This is a genomic window from Streptomyces sp. NPDC034037 (genome assembly GCF_055575715.1).
The window spans coordinates 57542-77616 of sequence record NZ_JBVISC010000009.1; the positions used below are offsets into that span (position 1 = coordinate 57542).

13 protein-coding genes are annotated in these 20075 nt (G+C 72.0%); 6 read left to right on the top strand and 7 right to left on the bottom strand.

The annotated features are described in order from the left end of the window. Positions 1–37: 37 nt before the first annotated feature. Positions 38–1246 (bottom strand): ROK family protein, encoded by a 1209-nt coding sequence (locus tag ACZ516_RS28350; RefSeq protein WP_469012247.1) that lies wholly within the window; start codon positions 1244–1246, stop codon positions 38–40. Positions 1247–1351: 105 nt separating this feature from the next. On the opposite strand from ACZ516_RS28350, the gene ACZ516_RS28355 reads away from it, so the two are divergent. Both ACZ516_RS28355 and yicI read left to right on the top strand, forming a co-directional pair. Beyond that, positions 1352–3490: an alpha-galactosidase gene (locus ACZ516_RS28355; RefSeq protein WP_469012249.1), complete on the top strand. Its 2139-nt coding sequence runs from the start codon at positions 1352–1354 to the stop codon at positions 3488–3490. 257 nt (positions 3491–3747) lie between these two features. After that, entirely contained in the window at positions 3748–5976 is a 2229-nt protein-coding gene (yicI, locus tag ACZ516_RS28360) for an alpha-xylosidase (protein ID WP_469012252.1), read from the top strand. A gap of 71 nt (positions 5977–6047) precedes the next feature. Here the strand turns inward: yicI and ACZ516_RS28365 are convergent, their stop codons facing one another. The 3 genes from ACZ516_RS28365 to ACZ516_RS28375 are packed head-to-tail and all read right to left on the bottom strand — an operon-like array spanning position 6048 to position 8103. Further along, positions 6048–6362 carry a hypothetical protein gene (locus ACZ516_RS28365; RefSeq protein ID WP_469012255.1) on the bottom strand — a complete coding sequence of 105 codons (315 nt, stop codon included), beginning with the start codon at positions 6360–6362 and terminating at the stop codon, positions 6048–6050. Then, the gene (locus ACZ516_RS28370; RefSeq protein ID WP_469012257.1) at positions 6359–7216 is read right to left on the bottom strand and encodes a phytanoyl-CoA dioxygenase family protein; all 858 of its coding nucleotides are present in this window, start codon (positions 7214–7216) and stop codon (positions 6359–6361) included. The genes ACZ516_RS28365 and ACZ516_RS28370 overlap by 4 nt, the downstream gene beginning before the upstream one ends. A 53-nt stretch (positions 7217–7269) precedes the next feature. Next, positions 7270–8103 carry a helix-turn-helix domain-containing protein gene (locus ACZ516_RS28375; RefSeq protein WP_469012260.1) on the bottom strand — a complete coding sequence of 278 codons (834 nt, stop codon included), beginning with the start codon at positions 8101–8103 and terminating at the stop codon, positions 7270–7272. A 364-nt stretch (positions 8104–8467) separates the two neighbouring features. On the opposite strand from ACZ516_RS28375, the gene ACZ516_RS28380 reads away from it, so the two are divergent. From ACZ516_RS28380 to ACZ516_RS28390, 3 genes are all read left to right on the top strand, one after another. Beyond that, a complete protein-coding gene (locus ACZ516_RS28380; RefSeq protein ID WP_469012262.1) occupies positions 8468–10453 on the top strand; it encodes a beta-galactosidase in 1986 nt (661 codons plus the stop codon). A gap of 158 nt (positions 10454–10611) precedes the next feature. Further along, positions 10612–12126 carry a glycoside hydrolase family 43 protein gene (locus tag ACZ516_RS28385; protein WP_469012265.1) on the top strand — a complete coding sequence of 505 codons (1515 nt, stop codon included), beginning with the start codon at positions 10612–10614 and terminating at the stop codon, positions 12124–12126. Positions 12127–12216: 90 nt separating this feature from the next. After that, the gene (locus ACZ516_RS28390; protein ID WP_469012268.1) at positions 12217–13203 is read left to right on the top strand and encodes an acetylxylan esterase; all 987 of its coding nucleotides are present in this window, start codon (positions 12217–12219) and stop codon (positions 13201–13203) included. 32 nt (positions 13204–13235) lie between these two features. Here the strand turns inward: ACZ516_RS28390 and ACZ516_RS28395 are convergent, their stop codons facing one another. The 3 genes from ACZ516_RS28395 to ACZ516_RS28405 are packed head-to-tail and all read right to left on the bottom strand — an operon-like array spanning position 13236 to position 16947. Continuing rightward, the gene (locus ACZ516_RS28395) at positions 13236–14162 is read right to left on the bottom strand and encodes a carbohydrate ABC transporter permease (RefSeq protein ID WP_358581572.1); all 927 of its coding nucleotides are present in this window, start codon (positions 14160–14162) and stop codon (positions 13236–13238) included. Then, positions 14159–15271 carry an ABC transporter permease gene (locus tag ACZ516_RS28400; protein ID WP_469012271.1) on the bottom strand — a complete coding sequence of 371 codons (1113 nt, stop codon included), beginning with the start codon at positions 15269–15271 and terminating at the stop codon, positions 14159–14161. The genes ACZ516_RS28395 and ACZ516_RS28400 overlap by 4 nt, the downstream gene beginning before the upstream one ends. Continuing rightward, the gene (locus ACZ516_RS28405; RefSeq protein WP_469012273.1) at positions 15271–16947 is read right to left on the bottom strand and encodes an extracellular solute-binding protein; all 1677 of its coding nucleotides are present in this window, start codon (positions 16945–16947) and stop codon (positions 15271–15273) included. The genes ACZ516_RS28400 and ACZ516_RS28405 overlap by 1 nt, the downstream gene beginning before the upstream one ends. Positions 16948–17202: 255 nt before the next feature. Here ACZ516_RS28405 and ACZ516_RS28410 point away from each other — a divergent pair, with 255 nt between their 5' ends. Beyond that, positions 17203–20073 carry a glycoside hydrolase family 3 C-terminal domain-containing protein gene (locus ACZ516_RS28410; RefSeq protein ID WP_469012276.1) on the top strand — a complete coding sequence of 957 codons (2871 nt, stop codon included), beginning with the start codon at positions 17203–17205 and terminating at the stop codon, positions 20071–20073. The last annotated feature ends 2 nt before the right edge of the window (positions 20074–20075 follow it).

A 20075-nucleotide genomic window follows, 5' to 3' on the forward strand; every position in this document is an offset into this window, starting at 1 on the left:
TCAGGCCGCGTGTACGTTCAGCGCGTTCCGCGCGCGGTCACCGTGAGCGGGGGGTGCGGCCCTGGGGGAACAGGGCCTGGATGCTGACCGCGGCGGCGCCGCGGGCCCACTGCTCGAAGGGGTGGGGGCGGATGAGGACCGTGGCCTGAGCGGCGGCTCCGAAGGCGTGTGCCGCGAACGAGGCCCAGATGCGTTCCTCGAACAGGTCGTAGGTGTCCAGCCCTTCGCCGGACACCACGATCCGTTCGGGGCCGCAGACGTTGACCATCGCCGCGACCGCGAGGCCCATCGCCGTTCCGGCCCTGGCGAAGACCTCCTTCACCCGCTCGTCGCCCGCGCGCGCCCGCTCCACGGCGCGGGTGAAGTCCAGGTCTGGGTCGTCGGACGCGTCCCGGGCCGCCGCCAGAATCGCCCCGGTGGCGGCGACGGTCTCGACGCAGCCCCGGGCGCCGCAGCGGCAGCGCGCGCCGTTCGGGTCGATGCACAGGTGCCCGATCTCTCCGGCCACGCCGTGGGCGCCGGTGAGCAGGCGGCCGTCGACGACGATGCCGCAGCCGATGCCGGACCCCACGGTGACGAGGGCGAACGAGTCGGTTCCCGCGCCCTCGCCGAACCAGTGCTCCGCGACGGTGAGCGCCTTGACGTCGTTCTCGACGGTGACGTCGAGCCCGGTCGCGTCGGCCGCGAGCTGTGCGAGGGGGATGTTCCGCCAGCCGAGGCCGGCCGACCGCCGGACCAGCCCTCGGGATCTGTCGATGTCACCGGCGACGGCGATGCCGAGATGGTGGGTGCGGGCACGGAAGTCCGCCTCGGTGTCGAGGAGTTGATCGACGAGCGCGGCCAGTTCCAGGACGACGGCCTCGGGGCCGTGGTCCGGGAGGGGCCGCCGCAGGGAGGCGCGGACCTGGGCCCGCAGGTCGCAGAGGACGCCGACGATCTCGCCGTGGGGGCCGTCGGCCGCGCCGTCGGCGATGACCTTCACCCCGGCGAAGAACTCGCGTTGCGTGGTGACGGCCAGCGGGCTGACCGGGCGTCCGGCTCCCGGTGCGGTCCGCTGGGCGGCGAGTTCGTGCAGGTACCCGGCGTCGAGGAAGGGCCGCGCGGCCTTGGTGACGGCTGCCGACGACAGACCGAGACGGCGGGCCGTCTCCACCCGGCTCAGTGGGCCTTCGGTCAGCAGGAGGGCCAGGACGGCGGACGCCGCAGGTGTCGCCGCCAGTGTCTTGGCGCTCTGTTCAGGAAGCACGGGGGGAACCTAGAGGTCATTAAATAACTTCGTCAAGTATTGAATCCCAGGGCTTCGCGACCTACCGTCGGGCACCAACTGCCGCTGCCCATAAGGGGATTCACCTTGACCCACCCGCCCGTCTCCTTCGACCCGACGACCGGTCTCGGTCTGCTGCGGACCGCCCACAGCCTGTACGCGCTGCGCGTCGGCCAGGACGGAAGCCCTCGGCACGTCTACTGGGGCGCTCCCCTGACGGCCTCCGAGGTGGCCGCGCTGCCCGAGGCCCAGCCGCCCACGGGCAGCAGCTTCGACGCGGACGCCGCACCCGATGAGCTGGGCATCCAGACCGGTGCCCGGTTCGGCCCCGCCGGGCTCCAAGTGCGCTTCTCCGACGGGGTGCGAGGGGCCCAGTGGCGGTTCGACGGACACAGCGTCGAGGACGAGGGAACGCTACGGATCCACCTCGTGGACCGCGTCTACCCCCTCGCCGCGGCCCTCTGCTACCGCGTGCGCGGCGACACCGACGTCATCGAGCGCTGGACCGAAGTCACCCACACCGGGACCGACGCGGCGGACGACCACGAGGGCGGACCAGGCCGCGGGCCCCTCACCGTCGAGCGCTGCGACTCCGCCTCCTGGACGCTCCCCCACCGCGCCGACTACCGGCTCAGCCACCTGGTGGGCGGCTGGAGCAGCGAGTTCCAGCTGCGCCGCGACCGGCTCCCTGTAGCCGAGACCGTTCTGACGAGCCGCCGCGGCGTCACCAGCCACCAGGCGAACCCATGGCTGGCCCTGGACGACGGAACCGCCGACGAGGAACGGGGCGAGGTCTGGAGCACCGCCCTTGCCTGGAGCGGCAGTTGGCGCATCACCTTGTCCCGGGACCCGGTGGGCCGTACCACCTGGAGCGGCGGTTTCGGGCACGAAGGCGTCAGCTGGACACTGGAGCCGGGCCAGCGCCTGTGCACGCCGGTCTTCGCCGGGCTCTACAGCCCTTCGGGGTTCGGCGCGGCCAGCCGCTCCTGGCACCGTCACATCCGCTCCCACGTCCTGCCCCGACCCGACGAGGACCGGCCGGTCCTCTACAACTCCTGGGAGGCCACCGCCTTCGACGTCTCGGAGAGCGGGCAGCGGGAACTCGCCACGATCGCCGCCGACCTCGGCGCCGAACTCTTCGTACTGGACGACGGCTGGTTCGGCGCGCGCCGCAACGACCGGGCGGGACTCGGCGACTGGACGCCGAGCCCCGACGTCTTCCCCCGCGGTCTGCGCCCATTGGCCGACGAGGTGCGCCGGCTGGGCATGAGGTTCGGGCTGTGGGTCGAACCGGAGATGGTCAACGCGGACAGCGACCTGTACCGCGAGCACCCGGAGTGGGTCGTGCACGCCCCGACCCGGCAGGCCACCGAGCTGCGCAACCAGCTCATGCTGAACCTCGGGCGGCCGGACGCGGCGGAGTGGGTCCTGCGGACACTGGACGGCCTGGTCCGGGAGTACGGCGTCGACTACCTGAAGTGGGATGCCAACCGCGTCGTCACCGAGGCCGGCTGGAGCGGTCACCGGGACCCGGACCGGCTGTGGATCGACCACACCCGCGCGGTGTACGCGATCATGGACCGGTTGCGCGGCGACCACCCGGGCCTGCGCATCGAGGCGTGCGCGGGCGGTGGCGGGCGCGCCGACCTCGGTGTCCTGGCCCGTACCGACGAGATCTGGACCTCGGACAACACCGATCCCGTGGACCGGCTCGGCATCCAGCACGGGTTCAGCCAGCTCTTCCCGGCGCAGGCGATGTCGGCGTGGGTCACCGACAGCCCGAACGCGATCACCGGACGCGCGACACCGCTGCGTTTCCGGTTCCACGTGGCGATGGCGGGGGCGCTCGGCCTCGGCGGCGACCTGACCGCGCTGACCGCCCAGGAGAAGGCGGAGACCGCCGCGCTGGTGGCCGAGTACAAGGAGATCCGCGGCCTGGTCCAGCACGGGGACCAGTACCGGCTCACCGGGGAGGGCGGCGTCCGGGGCGTGCACTACGCGGCCCGGGACGGCTCGGAGCACGTCGTCATCGCGTGCCGTCCCACGTCCCGCTTCGGCCGGCCGCCCGTCCCGCTGGTCCTGCCCGGTCTGCGCGCCGACGCCCGGTACGAGGAGCCGGCCGGCGAGATGGTCCACGACGGTGCGCTCCTGACCACCCGGGGTCTGGACCTGGGTCTGCCGGGCGGGGATTACGCGAGCCGGGTGATCCGCCTGCGGCGCCTGTGACCCCAGCCCGGCGCCGGCCCCCGGGGGATCTCGGGCCGGGGCAGAGCCGCACCCGCACCGTCGAAGCGCTGGACCTCCTTTCCGGTACCACGCGGGCAAGAGCCCTCAACTCCCTCATAAAAGCACCGTCGAAGCGCTTCAACAAATTGCCCCTTCGACCCTTGCCCTTTCGATTTGCGTGCGCTCAAATGGCGGGGGCGGCAGCTCTGCCGAGCTGTTCTGCCGCCCCGTCCCGCCCCTGCTTCCCTGGGAAGAACATGAAGTTCACCGACGGCTTCTGGTTGATGCGCGACGGGGTTCAGGCCTCGTACGCCACCGAGGTCCGCGACATCCGTACGAGCACCGACCGGTTCACCGCGTACGCCGCCGTCAAGCGCGTACGGCACCGCGGTGACACCCTCAACACCCCCCTGCTGACCACCGACTGCTTCTCCCCCGCCGAGGGAGTCATCGGCGTACGCCTGACGCATCACACGGGCAAGCGGAACCCCGGCCCTGACTTCGCGCTGCCCGGCGCACAGGCTTCCGCGGGGCGGGTGCGGACGGAAGGCAACGTTGTCGCGCTGGAGAGCGGCGCCCTGTCCGTCCGGCTGGACGCCGCCGCCCCGTGGTCGCTGTCCTTCCGCGACGCGGACGGGCGCGAGGTGACCCGGGCGGGCCGCAAGGGCACGGCGTTCCTCACCACCGGCGACGGCTCCCACCACATGGCCGCGCAGCTCGCCCTCGGCGTCGGCGAGCAGGTCTACGGGCTCGGCGAGCGCTTCACCCCGTTCGTCAAGAACGGCCAGGTCGTGGACATGTGGCAGGCCGATGGCGGCACCAGCAGCGAACAGGCGTACAAGAACGTGCCGTTCAGCCTCCACCTGACCTCCGACGGCGCGTTCGGGGTGTTCGTCGACCATCCGGGGCGGGTGGGCTACGAGGTGGGGTCCGAGTCGGTCGGGCAGATGCAGTTCAGCGTCGAGGACCAGTCCCTGACGTACTACGTCGTCGCGGGGCCCACCCCCAAGGACGTGCTGCGCCGTTACACCGCGCTCACCGGACGGCCCGCGCTGCCGCCCGCCTGGTCGTTCGGGCTGTGGCTGACGACGTCGTTCACCACCGAGTACGACGAGGCGACGGTGGCCTCCTTCGTGGACGGGATGGCGGAGCGGGAGATTCCGCTGTCCGTCTTCCACTTCGACTGCTTCTGGATGCGCGAGTACCAGTGGTCGGACCTCACCTGGGACCCGGACGTCTTCCCGGACCCGGGGGGCATGCTGGCCCGGCTCAAGGACCGGGGCCTGCGGGTCTCCGTGTGGATCAACCCGTACATCGCCCAGAAGTCCGCCCTGTTCGAGGAGGCCGCGCGACTCGGGCACCTGGTGCGGCGGACGAACGGCGACATCTGGCAGTGGGACCTGTGGCAGGCCGGCATGGCCCTGGTCGACTTCACGGACCCGCGGGCCTGCGCCTGGTTCCAGGGGAAACTGAAGGTCCTCCTCGACCAGGGTGTCGACTGCTTCAAGACGGACTTCGGCGAACGCGTCCCCACCGATGTCCGCTGGCACGACGGCTCCGACCCGGAGCGCATGCACAACTACTACACGCACCTCTACAACCAGGTCGTCTTCGAGCTGCTGGAAAAGGAGCGCGGGGCCGGTGAGGCGGTGCTCTTCGCCCGGTCGGCCACGGCGGGCGGCCAGCAGTTCCCCGTGCACTGGGGCGGAGACTGCTGGGCGTCGTTCGGAGCCATGGCGGAGTCGCTGCGCGGCGGGCTGTCCCTGTCGCTGTCCGGCTTCGGCTTCTGGTCGCACGACATCGGCGGCTTCGAGGGCACGCCCGATCCGGCCGTCTTCAAGCGCTGGCTGGCCTTCGGCCTGCTGTCCTCGCACAGCCGGCTGCACGGTTCGGATTCGTACCGCGTGCCGTGGGAGTTCGGGGAGGAGGCGGTCGAGGTGACGCGGAGGTTCACCCTGCTCAAGCACCGTCTGATGCCGTATTTGTACGGTGCCGCCACCGAGGCGCACCGCGAGGGTGTGCCCCTGATGCGGCCCATGCTGCTGGAGTTCCCCGGGGACCCCACGTGCCGGGCGCTCGACCGGCAGTACATGCTGGGGCCGGACCTGCTGGTGGCCCCTGTGTTCACCGAGGACGGTGACGTCGAGTTCTACCTCCCGGAAGGCACCTGGACCCATCTGCTCACCGGTGAGCAGGTGCAGGGGCCGTGCTGGCGGCGGGAGCGGCACGGCTTCGACAGCCTGCCGCTGTACGTCCGGCCGGGCGCGGTGATCGCGTTCGGTGCCGACGACCAACGCCCGGACGGCGACTGGGCGGACGGCCTCACCCTGCTGGTGGCGCCCGGGACGGGGGAGACGACTGTCGTCCTGCCGGACCGCGAGGGGCGCACGGCGGCGACGTACCGGGTGAGGCGGGACGCCGGGAACGGGGCGGTGACGGTATCGACTCCGGAGGGGGGACCGCTGCCCCGGGTCACGGAGCTGTGAGGACCGCTCCGGCGGGGCGGGCGTGGGACGTGCGGGGGTGCGCCGCGGAATCGGTCCCGGGCGCGCGGCCGTCAGCCGCGCACGTCCACGATCTGCTCGAAGATGAACTCGTGCTTGAGGAAGGACACGTCGTACTCGCTGCCCCGCCCCGGCGGGATGAGCGGCGAGGCCTGGATCAGGCGCCAGCCGTCGCGCAGGGCCGCCACGCCCGTCTCGTACGGTGCTTCGTCGCTGTCGCCGGACGTCGGGGAGGTCTGCCCGGTGCCGTCGTAGCGGGACCAGCCGATGACCGGGGCGTCCAGCGCGGAGGTGGAGAGGTAGAGGACCAGCAGGCGCTGGCGCGGCAGCGGGGCGTCGGTGGTGTGCTGGGGTGTGGTGCTGGTCATGCGGAGGGCACCTCGGGGCGGTTGGTGACCCTGGTGACCCAGTGGTCGAGGTCGAACGTGGGGTCCGCGGTCAGCTCGCGCCACAGCAGGACGCGGTTGTAGCGCTCCAGGCGGCCGGTGGCCTGCTCGTACCAGGGGAAGTGCGCGTCGAGTTCGGCACGCACCCGCGGGTCGTGCAGGTCGGAGTGGTCCCACAGGAGGCGCTGGCGCTGCGTCGGGTTGAAGCGGATCTTGTACATGTAGCGCCGGATGTCGCTGTCGTTGCGCCGGCCCCCGTGCCAGAGTCCGTGGTGCAGGAACACCACCGTCCCGGCCGGGCAGACGAGCCGGTCCTGGCCGCGGAGGTTCTGGTAGCGGCCGGTGTCGGACTCGTTGGTGCGGCGCAGATGGCTGCCGGGCACGCTGAGGGTGCCGCCCATCTCCAGCGTCACCTGCTGCGGGTAGTACATCAGCTGGACGTCGAAGGCGTCCGGGCGTACGTCGATGATGGCGTCCGCGTGCAGGGGCTGGGCCTCGCCGTTGTGCGGCTCGCGGATGTGCACGGCGTGGTGGTCCACCGTCGGCTCGACGCCGACCAGGCTGTGCAACGCGCCTGCCACCTTCGGGAGTTCGAGCAGACGGCGGGGGAAAGAGCCTGGTGCGTACGCCTGAGGGAGCGGGGTTCCGTAGGCGACCGACGGGAGACCCGCCTCCAGCTCGCTCAGCGCTTCCGCGTTCATCTCGGCCGGGACCACCGCGTCCAGGCGCAGTGATCCGCTCGCCACGAAGCGCGCCATCTGCACGGAGGTCAGGAGCGTGCCGCCCCGGTCGGCCGACCCGTCGATGGGGGTGCGGTGCTCGGTCTGTGTCGTCATGGCGTTCACGCTAGGAGCGGTCGGCCACTGGGTGGGTGGGCCGTGTTCACCGTCTAGTGGTCGATTTTCACCCTGGGCTGCTCCGTGGGGACGCCGGTCCAGGAGGCCCGGACGGTGCGGGGGCAGGCGCCGAGTTCGCGGCGGCAGGCCTTGTTGAACGCCTGGAGGTCGGGGATGCCGACGGCGGCCGCGACCCGCGAGATGGACAGGGTGCTGGCCCGCAGGAGGTGCTGGGCGCGCTCCATCCGGCGGGTGCGGATGTAGCCGACGACGGTGTCGCCCAGGGCGGTGCCGAAGAGGCGGGTGAGGTGGTTGTGGGAGACGCCGGCCGCCTTGGCGATGTCGGGCACGGAGAGGGGTTCGGCGAGCCGTGCCTCGATCAGGGCCACCGCCGTGGCCACGGCGGGGTGCGGGACCTGCGGTTTCCCGTCCTGGGGCGGGGCCAGTTCGGCCGTGCCCCACAGGGCCGCCCACACCTCGGCGGCGGCCCGGCCGGGGGTGTGCGGCCAGGCGGCCAGCGCCTGGCGCAGTTGCCGGTCGAGTACGGGGACCTGCGCCCCGGCGTGCTGAACGGTCGGCACCTCGCGGGCCGTGCCCGTCGTGCCGAGGCGCAGGTGGACGTAGAGGTGTTCGGAGCGGCCCCGGTAGCGAAAGCGCACGGAAGTGCCGGGCGGCACCAGGCTGACGGTGCCGGGGCGCAGGCGGTGCTCGACGTCGTCCACGGTCAAGTCGGCTTCGTAGCCGTAGAGATGGAACTGCCACATGTCGGGCAGCTGGAACTCGTCCACGTGCCCGGCCGGACCGTGGACGCCGATGCCGATGGCCGCGGGCTCGGGCGGGGCGTCAAGGCGGACAAGGGTCGTCTGCGCGCGCGGGTGGTCGCTCATGGCACCTCGGGAGCGGGGGTGGGGTGGGGTGCGGGTGAGCGTACTGCGCCGGGCGGGGTCCACCGCGGTTGCCGGAGAGGACGATGATATCGATGCGCTTCCCTGGAGGCTGCGGGCCGGATGCCTCGCCCGCCGGGCCGGGCGACTTCGCCTGATGGGTGGGGCGCGACTTCGCCCGATGGGTGGTCACGGTGACGTCCATGCGGCAGTAACTCTTGTTTTGCGTGAGGCCGTTCCGTTACCTTGCATGCGCGGTTGAAGCGCTTCGACTCCTCCTCTGAGCCGCCCCCTCCCCCGTGACGTTCCCCTTGCCCCTGCCGGAAGTCACCCCCCGCAGGCTCCTCCCCCGACCCGAGGAACCCCCATGACCACTCGCAGCATCACCGACCGCCTGGGCGGCCTGGCCTTCGGCGGGGACTACAACCCCGAGCAGTGGGACGAGGCCGTGTGGAAAGAGGACGACGAGCTCATGCGGCGGGCCAGGGTCAACCTGGCCACCGTGGGCGTCTTCTCCTGGGCCCTGCTCGAACCGGAAGAGGGGCGTTACGAGTTCGGGTGGCTCGACGCCCACATCGAGCGCCTGCACGCCAACGGCGTGGCCCTCGACCTCGCCACCCCGACCGCCTCTCCCCCGCCGTGGTTCACCCTCGCCCACCCCGACGCGCTGCCCGTCACCCCCGAGGGCACCCGTCTGGTCCACGGCAGCCGCGACACCTACTGCCTGGCCGCGCCGGCCTACCGCCGCGCGGCCCGCCGGATCGCCGCCGCCCTGGCCGAGCGGTACGGGGACCACCCCGCGCTCGCGATGTGGCATGTCCACAACGAGTACGCCACGCTGTGCCACTGCGACCACACCGCCGCCGGTTTCCGGGTGTGGCTGCGGGCGCGGCACGGCTCACTGGACGCCCTCAACGAGGCCTGGGGAACGGCGTTCTGGAGCCAGCGCTACAGCTCCTGGGAGCAGGTGCTGCCGCCGCGCGCCACGCAGTGGCACAAGAACCCGGGCCAGGCGGTGGACTTCCGCCGCTACTGGTCGGACGAGGTGATCGCCTCCTGCTGCGAGCAGCGCGACGCGATCCGGGCGTACAGCGACCGCCCGGTGACGACCAACCTGATGCTCCCCGCGTACCAGCACGTGGACCTGTGGGCCCTCGCCCGCGAACTCGACGTCGTCAGCTCCGACCAGTACCCGACCTCCCCCGGCCTGGGCGCCGCCGCCGACGTGGCCGTGCACGCGGACCGCACGCGCTCGCTCGCGGGCGGGCGGCCGTGGCTCTTGATGGAGCAGGGCACCAACACCGTGTACGCCGGCGACCGCGTCCTGGGCAAGGAGCCCGGCGAGATGCTGCGCCACAGCCTCGGGCACATCGCCCGGGGTTCGGAGGGCGCGTTGTTCTTCCAGTGGCGGCAGTCCCGGGCGGGTGCGGAGACCTGGCACTCGGCGATGGTCCCGCATGCGGGCCCCGAGAGCAGGATCTTCCGCGAGGTGACGCAACTGGGCGATGCGGTGGGGCGGTTGGGTGAGCTGGCCGGGTCGACGGTCAGCGCCTCAGTGGCCGTACTGGATGACCCGGACGCCTGGTGGGCGCTGGGCGTGGACGGGTTGCCCTCCGCGCGGCTCGACTACCACGGGGCGCTCCTCAGGGCGCACCGCACGCTGTGGGAGGCGGGGGTGGGCGTCGACTTCGCCCATCCGGAGCAGGAGTTGGGGAGCTACTCGCTCGTCGTGGCGCCGGCCTTGTTCCTGCTGACGGACAAAGGGGCACAGAACCTGCGCCGGTACGTGGCGGGGGGCGGCACCCTTCTCGTCCAGCACGCGACCGGGCTGGTGGACGAGCGGCTGCAGGCCCGGCCGGGCGGCTGGCCGGCCAAGCCGCTGCGCGAGGCGCTGGGGGTTCGCGGGGAGGAGTACCGGCCCCTGGCACAGGGGGAGTTGGTCACGCTGTCGGATGGCTCACACGGTACGGACTGGAGCGAGCGCGTGCACACCGAGGGGGCGCAGGCGGTCGTGACGTACACCCACGGGATGCTCGCGGGGGGGCCCGCCCTCACCCGGCACCGGTCGGGCGACGGTCAGGGGTGGTACCTCTCGACCCGGCTGGACGATACGGCTTACGCGGCGCTGATGGCACGGCTGCTCGCGGAGGCCGGGGTGGAACCGGAGGTCCCGGGGCTTCCGGCGGGGGTGGAGGGCGTGGTACGGCGTGCGGCCGACGGGCGCCGCTGGACGTTTGTGCTGAACCACACGGACGGGGCCGTACCGCTGCCCGACCCCGGCCACGACCTGCTCACGGACGCCGTGGCGCACGAACTGCCGCCGGGCGGCTGCGTGGTGCTGCGCGGGCACTGAGCGGGGCGCCGGGCGCAACGGCCGCACGGGCGGGCCCCATCCCGGCTCACGCAAGCGCCCGGCACCCGCACCCCGCACCCCGCGCGAACAGGCCCCGGGCCCGCCCCCGTCCCGCGCCTTCCCGCGAACCCCGCCGCACGCCCGACGAAAGGACCCTCGTGTCGCCCCTTCCGGACCGGACCGACGCACGGCCCGCCAACCCGGTGCTGCCCGGCTTCCACCCCGATCCCAGCGTCTGCCGGGTCGGTGAGGACTACTACCTGGCGTGTTCCAGCTTCGAGTACTTCCCCGGGATCCCGCTCTTCCACAGCCGCGACCTGGTCCACTGGACGCAGATCGGCAACGTCCTCGACCGTCCCGGGCAGCTTCCGCTCGCCACCGCGGCGTCGTCCGGCGGCATCTACGCCCCCACCCTGCGCCACCACGGCGGGCGGTTTTGGCTGATGGTCACGAATTGCAGCAAGGACGGCGGCAATCTGATCGTCACGGCCACCGACCCCGCAGGCCCCTGGTCGGACCCGATCCGGGCGCCCGACGTGCCCGGCATCGACCCCGACCTGGCCTGGGAGGAGGACGGCACCTGCTGGTGCACGGTCGCCGGGGGGTGGCAGGTCCGCATCGACCCGGCCACCGGGAAGACGTACGGCGATCCGCACCGGGTCTGGGCGGGCGGGCCGGGCGCCAAGGCACCGGAAGCGCCGCACCTGTACCGGATCGGCGCGTACTGGTACCTCCTCATCGCCGAGGGCGGCACCGAGCGCGGCCACGGCGTGTCGATCGCCCGGGGCACGTCGCCCACCGGGCCCTTCGAGCCCTGCCCGGACAATCCGGTCCTCACCCACCGGGGCACCGACCGGCCCGTCCAGAACACCGGGCACGCCGACCTGGTCCAGGGCCCGGACGGCTCGTGGTGGATGGTGCTGCTCGGGGTCCGGCCGGGCGGCGGCACGCCGGGCTGGCACGTGCTCGGGCGGGAGACCTTTCTGACGCCGGTGACCTGGGTGGACGGCTGGCCGGTCGTCGGGGAGGTCGACCTGGAGCTGCCGGAGGTGCCGTGGCCGCTGCGCCCCGGGCCGGTCGAGGCCCTCCGGGACGACTTCGACGACGCCGCGCTGCGGCCGGGCTGGATCTCCGTACGGGAGCGGTCCGACGCGCACTGCTCCACCGAGGAGCGCCCCGGCTGGCTGACCCTGCGTGCGCGCGGTACGTCTCTCGACGCGCCGGACGTGATGTTCACCGGGCGCCGGCAGCAGCACGCGGCGTTCCGGGCCCGTGCCCTCATGGACCCCGGTCAGGGACGCGGCGGCCTCGGCGTACGCCTGGACGAACAGCACCATTACGCGATCGAGGCGTCCGCCGAAGAGATCCGCGTGGTGGCGCGCATCGGCTCGCTGCGTACGGTGGTGGCCACGCGGCCCGCGCCGCGGGGCCCCGTGACCCTCACCGTCTCCGCCGTCGACCCGCCGCTCCCGCACGGTCCGTGCACCGGGCCCGACGTCCTGTCGCTGGGCGTCGAGGAGGCCGACGGCACGGTCACCGAGCTGGCCGTTCTCGACGGCCGTCACCTCTCGACCGAGGTCGCGGGCGGTTTCACCGGGCGGGTCCTCGGCATGTACGCCGCCGACGGCACCGTCCACTTCGACTGGTTCGACTACGAACCCCTCGACGACTGAGCCGTCCCGGCCGCCCGCCTCCCCCGGGCCGCCGGGACGGCCAGTGCCCTTCCCTGTCATCCCTCACCTTTCCGGCCCCCAAGGATCGCCATGTCCGAGACCGTCTTCGCTTCCGACGCACTCCGCGACCACCGTCCGGAGCTGTCCCTCCCCTCCGACTTCGACGCCTTTTGGCAGAAGACCCTCGCCGAGGCCCGCTCCCACGGCGGGGCCGTGCGCACCGAACGCGTCACCGGGCAGCACCTGCTGCACACCGTCGAGGTGGACGACGTGCGCTTCCCCGGCTGGAACGGCGAGCCGGTGGCCGCCTGGCTGCTGCGCCCGCGCGGCGCCGCCGAGGGGCCGCTGCCGGTGGTCGTCAGCTACGCCGGGTACTCCGGGGGGCGCGGGCTGCCCACCGATCATCTGCTGTGGTCGGCGGCCGGTTACGCCCAGCTCGTCGTGGACAGCCGGGGGCAGGGGCACGACACCCCCGACCGCGGGGAGGGCGACGCTCCCCAGTGGGTCGGGGGTGTGATGACCCGGGGCATCGACTCCCCCCACCACCACTACTACCGGCGTCTCATGACGGACTGCGTGCGCGCCGTCGACGCCGTCGCCGAACTGCCGGGCCTGGACAGCAGCCGCATCGTCGCGGCCGGTGGCAGCCAGGGCGGCGGCCTGACCCTCGCGGTGGCCGCGCTGGCGTCGGAGAAGGTGGCGGCGGCGCTGGTGGACGTGCCGTTCCTGTGCCACTACCGGGAGGCGACGCGGACCAGCGAGGGCGGCCCCTACCTGGAGATCGTCGAGTACCTGCGCCGGCACAGCCCGCACCTCGTCGAGGAGACGTTCGCGACGCTCGACCACTTCGACGGCGTCCACTTCGCCACCCGGGCGACTGCTCCGGCCCTGTTCAGCGTCGCGCTCATGGACCCGATCTGCCCGCCCGCCACGGTGTACGCCGCGTTCAACCACTACGCCGGGCAGGACCGCACCATGTCCGTCTGGCCCTTCGGCGACCACGGCGGCGGGTACGGCCGCAACGCCGCGCGCCAAGTGCGGTGGCTGCACGAGCAGGGGCTCTCCCCGCAGCAGTAGCAGTCCCGCACTGACCGAGCGGCCGAGGGACCTCAGCCCTTGATCGCGCCGGTCAGCATGCCCTTCTTGAAGTGGCGCTGGACGAACGGCGAGGCGACCGCGACGGGGATCAGGGCCAGGACCATGACCGCCATCTGGAGGCCAAGGGCCGACAGTTGGCCGGTGCGCACGGCTTGCTGGAGGCCCGTGGGCATCTCCGTGTTCTTCTGGACCAGTTGGATCAGGATGTTCTGGAGCGGCAGCATCTCGTGGTCGTTGAGGTAGAGGGAGGCGTTGAACCAGGCGCTCCAGTAGCCGACCGCGTAGAACAGCGAAATGACGGCCACCACCGCTCGCGACAGCGGCAGGACGATGGTCAGCAGGATGCGCAGGTCTCCTGCCCCGTCGATGCGGGCCGACTCGCCCAGTTCGGGGGAGATGCCCATGAAGAAGGCGCGCAGGACGAGGATGTTGAAGACGCTGACCGCGCTCGGCAGGACCAGCGACAGGTAGTTGTCGGTGAGGCCGAGCGTCTGCACCAGCAGGTACGTGGGGATGAGGCCGGCCCCGAAGAACATCGTGGCCATGATGATCATCAGGAAGGAGCGGTGGCCCAGGCTCCCGGGCCGGGACAGGCCGTAGGCCGCCAGAACCGACACCGTCATCGAGAACAGGGTGCCGAAGAGGGTGACGCCCACCGAGACCGTGATGGCCCGGCTGACCTGTCCGCCGCTGAGCAGTTCGGTGTAGTTGACGAAGGTGATGCCCCGGGGGATCACCACCAGCCCGCCGACCTCGTCGATGACCCGCTTGGGCGAGAGACTGGTGACGATCACGATCCACAGGGGGGCCAGCACGCCCAGGCAGCAGAGCACGAGGAAACCGCTCTTGGCGGTGAGTCCCACCTTGCTCGGGGGCTCCTCCCACACGGGCCGGGGCGGTGCCTTGAGGCTGCGGATCAGTTGCGTGTTGAGGCTCACTTCTTGTACACCCCCTGCTCGCCCAGCAGGTGGGCGAACTTGTTCGCGCCCAGGACGAGGGCGACTCCGATGAGACCCTTGGCCAGGCCGACCGCCGCCGCGTAGCTGAAGTCGCCGTTCTGGATGCCGACGTTCCACACATACGTGTCCAGGACTTCGCTGGCTCCGGCACCGACCGCGTCCCGCTGGAGGAGGTACTGCTCGAAGCCGACGCTCAGTGCGTCGCCGACCCGCAGGACCAGCAGCAGGGCGATCACCGGGCGCAGCGCGGGCAGTGTCACGTGCCACATGCGCCGCCACCGGCCCGCGCCGTCCATGGCGGCGGCCTCGTAGAGGTCGGTGCTGACGGCGGACAGTGCGGCGAGGAAGACGATGATGCCCCAGCCCGCGTCCTTCCAGACGGCCTGTGCGGTGACCAGGTACTTGAAGAGGTCCGCGTCGGTCATCAGGTCGAAGCCGTCCCAGCCATGGGCCTGGAGGGTCTGGGCGACGATGCCCGCGCCGCCGAAGACCTGCTGGAAGACGGTGATGACCAGCACCCAGGAGAAGAAGTGCGGGAGGTACATGATCGCCTGCGCGACGGCTCGCACGCGGGGGCGGATCACGGAGTTGATGAGCAGCGCGAGGGCGATGGGGATCGGGAAGAACAGCACCAGTTGGAGCCCGAACAGCAGAAGCGTGTTCTGGGTGGCGTCCCAGAAGAGAGGGTCCTCGACCATCCGCGTGAACTGCTCGACGCCGACCCAGGGGCTCTCGAAGATCGCCGCGAGGCCGTTGCTGCCGACGTACGGGTCGTAGTCCTGGAAGGCGGTGACGTTGCCCAGCAGCGGGACGTAGTGGAAGACCAGGAGCAGGAGGATGACGGGCATGGTCATGAGGATGAGCGTGCGGTCGCGGCGCAGGCGCAGCCGCCAGGGCACCTTGCCCGGCACGCTCTTCCGCTTGCCGCCCTTGCCACCCTTGCCACCCTTGCCGTCCGCGCCCGGGGCGCGCGGGGCGCGCGCGGCCCCTTCGTGGGGTGTCGCGTCCGCGGGGGCGCCGGAGGGCGGCTCTCCGGCGGCCGCGGGAGCGGGGGCCCGGCCCGGTCTGCTTCTGGCGGTGAGTGCCATCAGTTGCCGCTGCCGTTCTTGTCGAAGAGCTCCTTGTACCAGTCGCGCAGCTTGTCGCCGCCGGAGGACCGCCAGGTGGAGATCGCGGACTGCACGTCGGCCAGGCTCTTGTTGCCGCGCACGAAGTCGAGCTGCAACTGCTCGTGCTGGGAGGCGATGTTGGCGTACCGGCTGGGCTCGATGATGTTCATGCCGTACGTCGACGTCTTCTTCATGAAGGCGCCCATCCGCTGCTGCCACTCGACCTGCTTGCGGGCGATCTCGGGGAGGTCCGGATGGGCGATGAAGGGGGCCGGGCCGCCGAGCATCGGCCAGGCGTTGATCAACTCGCTGTTGCCGCGGGCGGTCTTGACGGGGGTGCCGTCCTTGACCGTGTAGTGGGTGCCTTCGACGCCGTAGTCGACGAGCATCCGCTCCTTGGTGCCGTACGGCGCGGCGGCGAAGTTCGCGGCGGCCAGGGCGTTCTCCACGACCTCCTTGGGGGCGTCCTTGCGGATCATCGACCAGATGCTCGCGGGCGAGGACGCCCACAGCCTCGGGTTGCCGCCGTCGGCGCCGAAGATGTCCATGCCCTCGATCCTGAAGTCGGACTTGCCGGCGCCCTGTTCGGCGGACAGCGTGTACCAGTGGGAGGTGTCGCTGTTGAAGACCAGGATCTGTCCGGCGGTGAAGCGCTGGATGGGGTCACCGGAGCGCGCCTTGTCGTCGGGGTGGACCACGCCGGCGGCGAACAGCTTGCGGGTCCACTCCAGGGACTCCAGGTACTCGGGCCGCTCGATCTGGAACCGCACCTTGCCGTCGTCGTCGATGTTCCACCCCGGGCAGAGGCCGAAGATGCTCTGCGAGATCCAGCTCATGTCCCCGCAGGCCCACACCTTGGCCCTGCTGCTGGTGGCCTCTTTCGCCCAGCTGAGGAACTCGTCGGCCGACGTGGGGGCGGTCCAGCCCTTCTTGTCGAAGATGTCCTTGCGGTAGTACGGAACGATGCGGTTCGCGGGGGCCAGCGGCATCGGGATGCCGCGCAGCGCACCGCCGAAGATGCTCATGCGCCAGGCGTCGCTCGGGATCGCGGCCAGGTTCGGGTACTTCTTGACCTTGTCGCCCGCCAGGTAGGGGCCGAGATCCAGGAACTTCGAGGCGATGGCCTGCCGGATCTTGCCGCCCATGTGGTAGTCGGCCAGGACCATCACGTCGGGCAGGGAGCTGGAGGCGAGGACGGCGCCCACCTTGTCGGCGTAGGTCATGCCGTCCTGGTTCTGCCAGGTGACCTTGGTGCCCGCCGCCGCGTCGACCGCCTTGTAGTAGGCGCAGTCGGGCTTCGGCGGTGTGCCCCACAGCGGGGACATGATCTTGAAGGGGGCGCCGGTGCCGAGCTTGTGGGGGACGGAGACGACGAGGGCCGCGAGGTCGACCTTGTCGGTGTACCCGGCCGCCGAGCCGTTCTTCGCCGGGATGTCCGGCCGGGCGACCGTGCTGGGGACGTGGGCGGGGAGCAGCTTGGCGGCGTCCTTGCCCGAGGTGGCGCCCTCGCGCTTCTTGTCGCCCCCCGATCCGCCGCACGCGGCGAGCAGCGGCATTCCTCCGGTGACCGCAGCGGTGGCGATCGCCGTGGAGGCGAGGAAGCTTCTCCGGCTGGGTCCGGTGCTGGTCCCGGGGGAGGAGGAATTCGGCGTCATGGCGTCAACCCTTCGTGGCACACCGGGGCACCCGTCGGCGGAGCGGCGAATCGAAGCGCTTCAATGTTGCTGCGAGATTAAGTGAACACCCATAGGCGCACAAGAGTCGCTCCGAACTTTCCGCAACGGGACGGGGCCCTCATCTTTGGGCTCCCACGGACGCGTTGGCGGTTGTCCCTTGACAGTCACCTCGGTCTGTACGGAGCATCGAAGCGCTTCGCATCCGTTGCCTGCTCCAGCTCAAGGGGACCCCACGTGTCTACCCGAACGACGCTCGCTTCGCTGCCCTTCCGCGATCCGCGACTGCCCGTGGCGAAGCGCGTCGACGACCTTCTGTCGCGGCTCACCCGCGAGGAGAAGATCGGCTTCCTGCACCAGTTCGCGCCCGCCGTGGAGCGGCTCGGCGTCGCCGCGTTCCGCACCGGTCAGGAGGCGCTGCACGGCGTGGCCTGGATGGGTGCCGCGACCGTCTTCCCGCAGGCGGTGGGCCTGGGCGCGACGTGGAACACCGATCTCGTACGACGGGTGGGCGACGCGGTGTCCAAGGAGGTCCGCGCGATGGCCGCCCGCGACGACCGGGTGGGCCTCAACGTCTGGGCCCCGACCGTCAACCTGCTGCGCCACCCCCTGTGGGGCCGGAACGAGGAGGGCTACTCGGAGGACCCGAAACTCACCTCCGCCATCGCCACCGCCTACACCCGCGGCCTGCGCGGCGACGACCCCGCGCGCTGGCGCACCGCGCCCGTCCTCAAGCACTGGCTCGCCCACAACAACGAGACGGACCGCGCCGTCATGTCCGTCTCCGTCCGTCCGCGCGTGCTGCACGAGTACGACCTGCGCGCCTTCCGCGAGACGGTCGAGGCGGGGGCCGTCGCCGGTGTGATGCCGGCGTACAACCTGGTCAACGGCCGCCCCAACCACGTCTCGCCGTACCTGCGCGAGCACTTGCGCACCTGGACCGAGCAGGACCTGCTGGTCTGCTCGGACGCGGGCGCCCCCTCCAACCTGGTCGACGCCGAGCACTACTTCGACACCCACGAGGAGGCGACCGCCGCCGCCCTGCTGGCCGGCGTCGACAGCTTCACCGACCACGGCACCGACGGCTCGCGGATCGCCGCCCGCGTGCAAGGCGCCCTGGAACGCGGCCTGCTCACGGAGGCCGACCTCGACTCGGCGGTGCGCCGTCAGCTCTCGGTGCGGGTGCGCCTGGGTGAGTTCGACCCGGAGGGCGGCACGCACGCGGCGGCCTTCGACACCCCGGCCCACCGGGCGCTCGCCCAGGAGGCGGCCGAGCAGGCGATCGTCCTGCTCAGGAACAGCGACAACTTGCTGCCCCTGCCCCCCGGCGCGCGGGTCGCCGTGGCCGGTCCGCTCGCCGACGAGTGCAAGCTCGATTGGTACAGCGGCACCCTCCTGCACCGCAGCACCCCGCTGTCGGGGCTGCGCGAGCGGTTCGGCGCGGACCGGGTGGAGTACGCCGAGGGCGTGGACCGCGTCCTGCTGAAGACCTCCGACGGCCGTTTCGTGCACGTCCCCGAGGCGGCCGCCGACGGCGCGGTGCGCGGCGCGGAAGGCGCCCTCGACCCGGCACTGCTGACGGGACGGACGGACCTGCCCGCGCTGACCGTCTCCGCGCGGGGCACCGAACTGTCCCTCGTGGACTGGGGTGAGGGCGTGCTGACCCTGCGCGCTCCCGACGGACGCTACCTCTCCGTCGCCGAGGACCGCCGGGTCCGGGCCTCCGCCGACCAGCCGGGCGGCTGGGTCGTGCAGGAGACGTTCCGCCTGGAACCTCACGCGCGCGGACACCTCCTCCGGCACCTGGGAACGGGTCATCTCCTCCATGTGGCCGCCGACGGGCTGAAGGTTGCCGCCGACGGCGAGGAGATTTCCGGGACTTGTGGGGAGGACGCCGGGGAAGTCTTCGAGGTCGTGGTCGTGGAGCGCGGCGAGGACGCCGTGCGGCGCGCCGCCGCGCGGGCCGACGTGGTCGTGGTGGTCGCGGGCAACGACCCGCACATCAACGGACGCGAGACCGAGGACCGTACGACCCTCGCCCTGCCCGCCCACCAGGAACGCCTGCTGCGGGCCGCCCGCGCCGCCAACCCGGACACGGTCCTGGCGCTGGTCTCCTCGTACCCCTACGCGCTCGACCACGCGGAGATCCCCGCCCTGCTGTGGACGGCCCACGGCGGCCAGGCGGCGGGCACGGCTCTGGCCCGGGTACTGGCCGGTGACGTCTCCCCCGCCGGACGGCTCCCGCAGACCTGGTACGCCGGGGACTTCGACCTGCCCGCCCTCAGCGATTACGACATCATCGGCAGCCGGCAGACCTACCTCTACTTCGAGGGCACGCCGCTGTTCCCGTTCGGGCACGGCCTGTCGTACGCGTCCTTCTCCTACGACGGCCTCCGCACGCGCGTCGAGGACGGCACCGTGCACGTGTCCTGCACCGTCGCCAACACCGGCGGGGCCACCGCGGACGAGGTGGTCCAGCTCTACGGACGGGCCGTCGGGTCACCGCTGCCCCGACCGCGCCGGGAACTCCTGGCACACCGGCGGCTGTCCCTCGCGCCCGGCGAAGTGGCGCAGGTCGCCTTCGAGGTCCCGGTGCCGACGTTCGCGTTCTGGGACGTGGCGCTGGGCCGCGAGCGGGTGGCACCGGGGGCGTACGAGATCCTGCTCGGCGCGTCGAGCGAGGACGTCCGGCTCACCACGACCCTCCACCTCGACGGCGAACCGGCCGCGCCCCGGCCGGTGACGACCGGCGGCCTGGAGGCGGCGGACTACGACGCGCAGCGCGGTACGCGGCTGGTGGACCGCACGAAGACCTCGGGGGACGCCGTGACCCCGGTGGACGGCGGAACGGGCCACCTCACCTTCTGGGACTGCGACTTCGGGCCGGGGGCCACCGGCATCACGGTGGAGGCCGCGGGCGAGGGCAGGGTCGAATGCGCACTGGGCGACGGCCCGGTGCTGGCGGCGCTCGACCTGTCTCCGGGGACGGCGGGACCGTACGCCTACACGACCGTGAGCGCGCCGGTCGCCGTGCCCGCCGGAGTGCACGAGGTACGGCTCACGCTGCGCGGCGGGATACGGCTGGCGCGGGTCGGGTTCGCCGGCTGAGG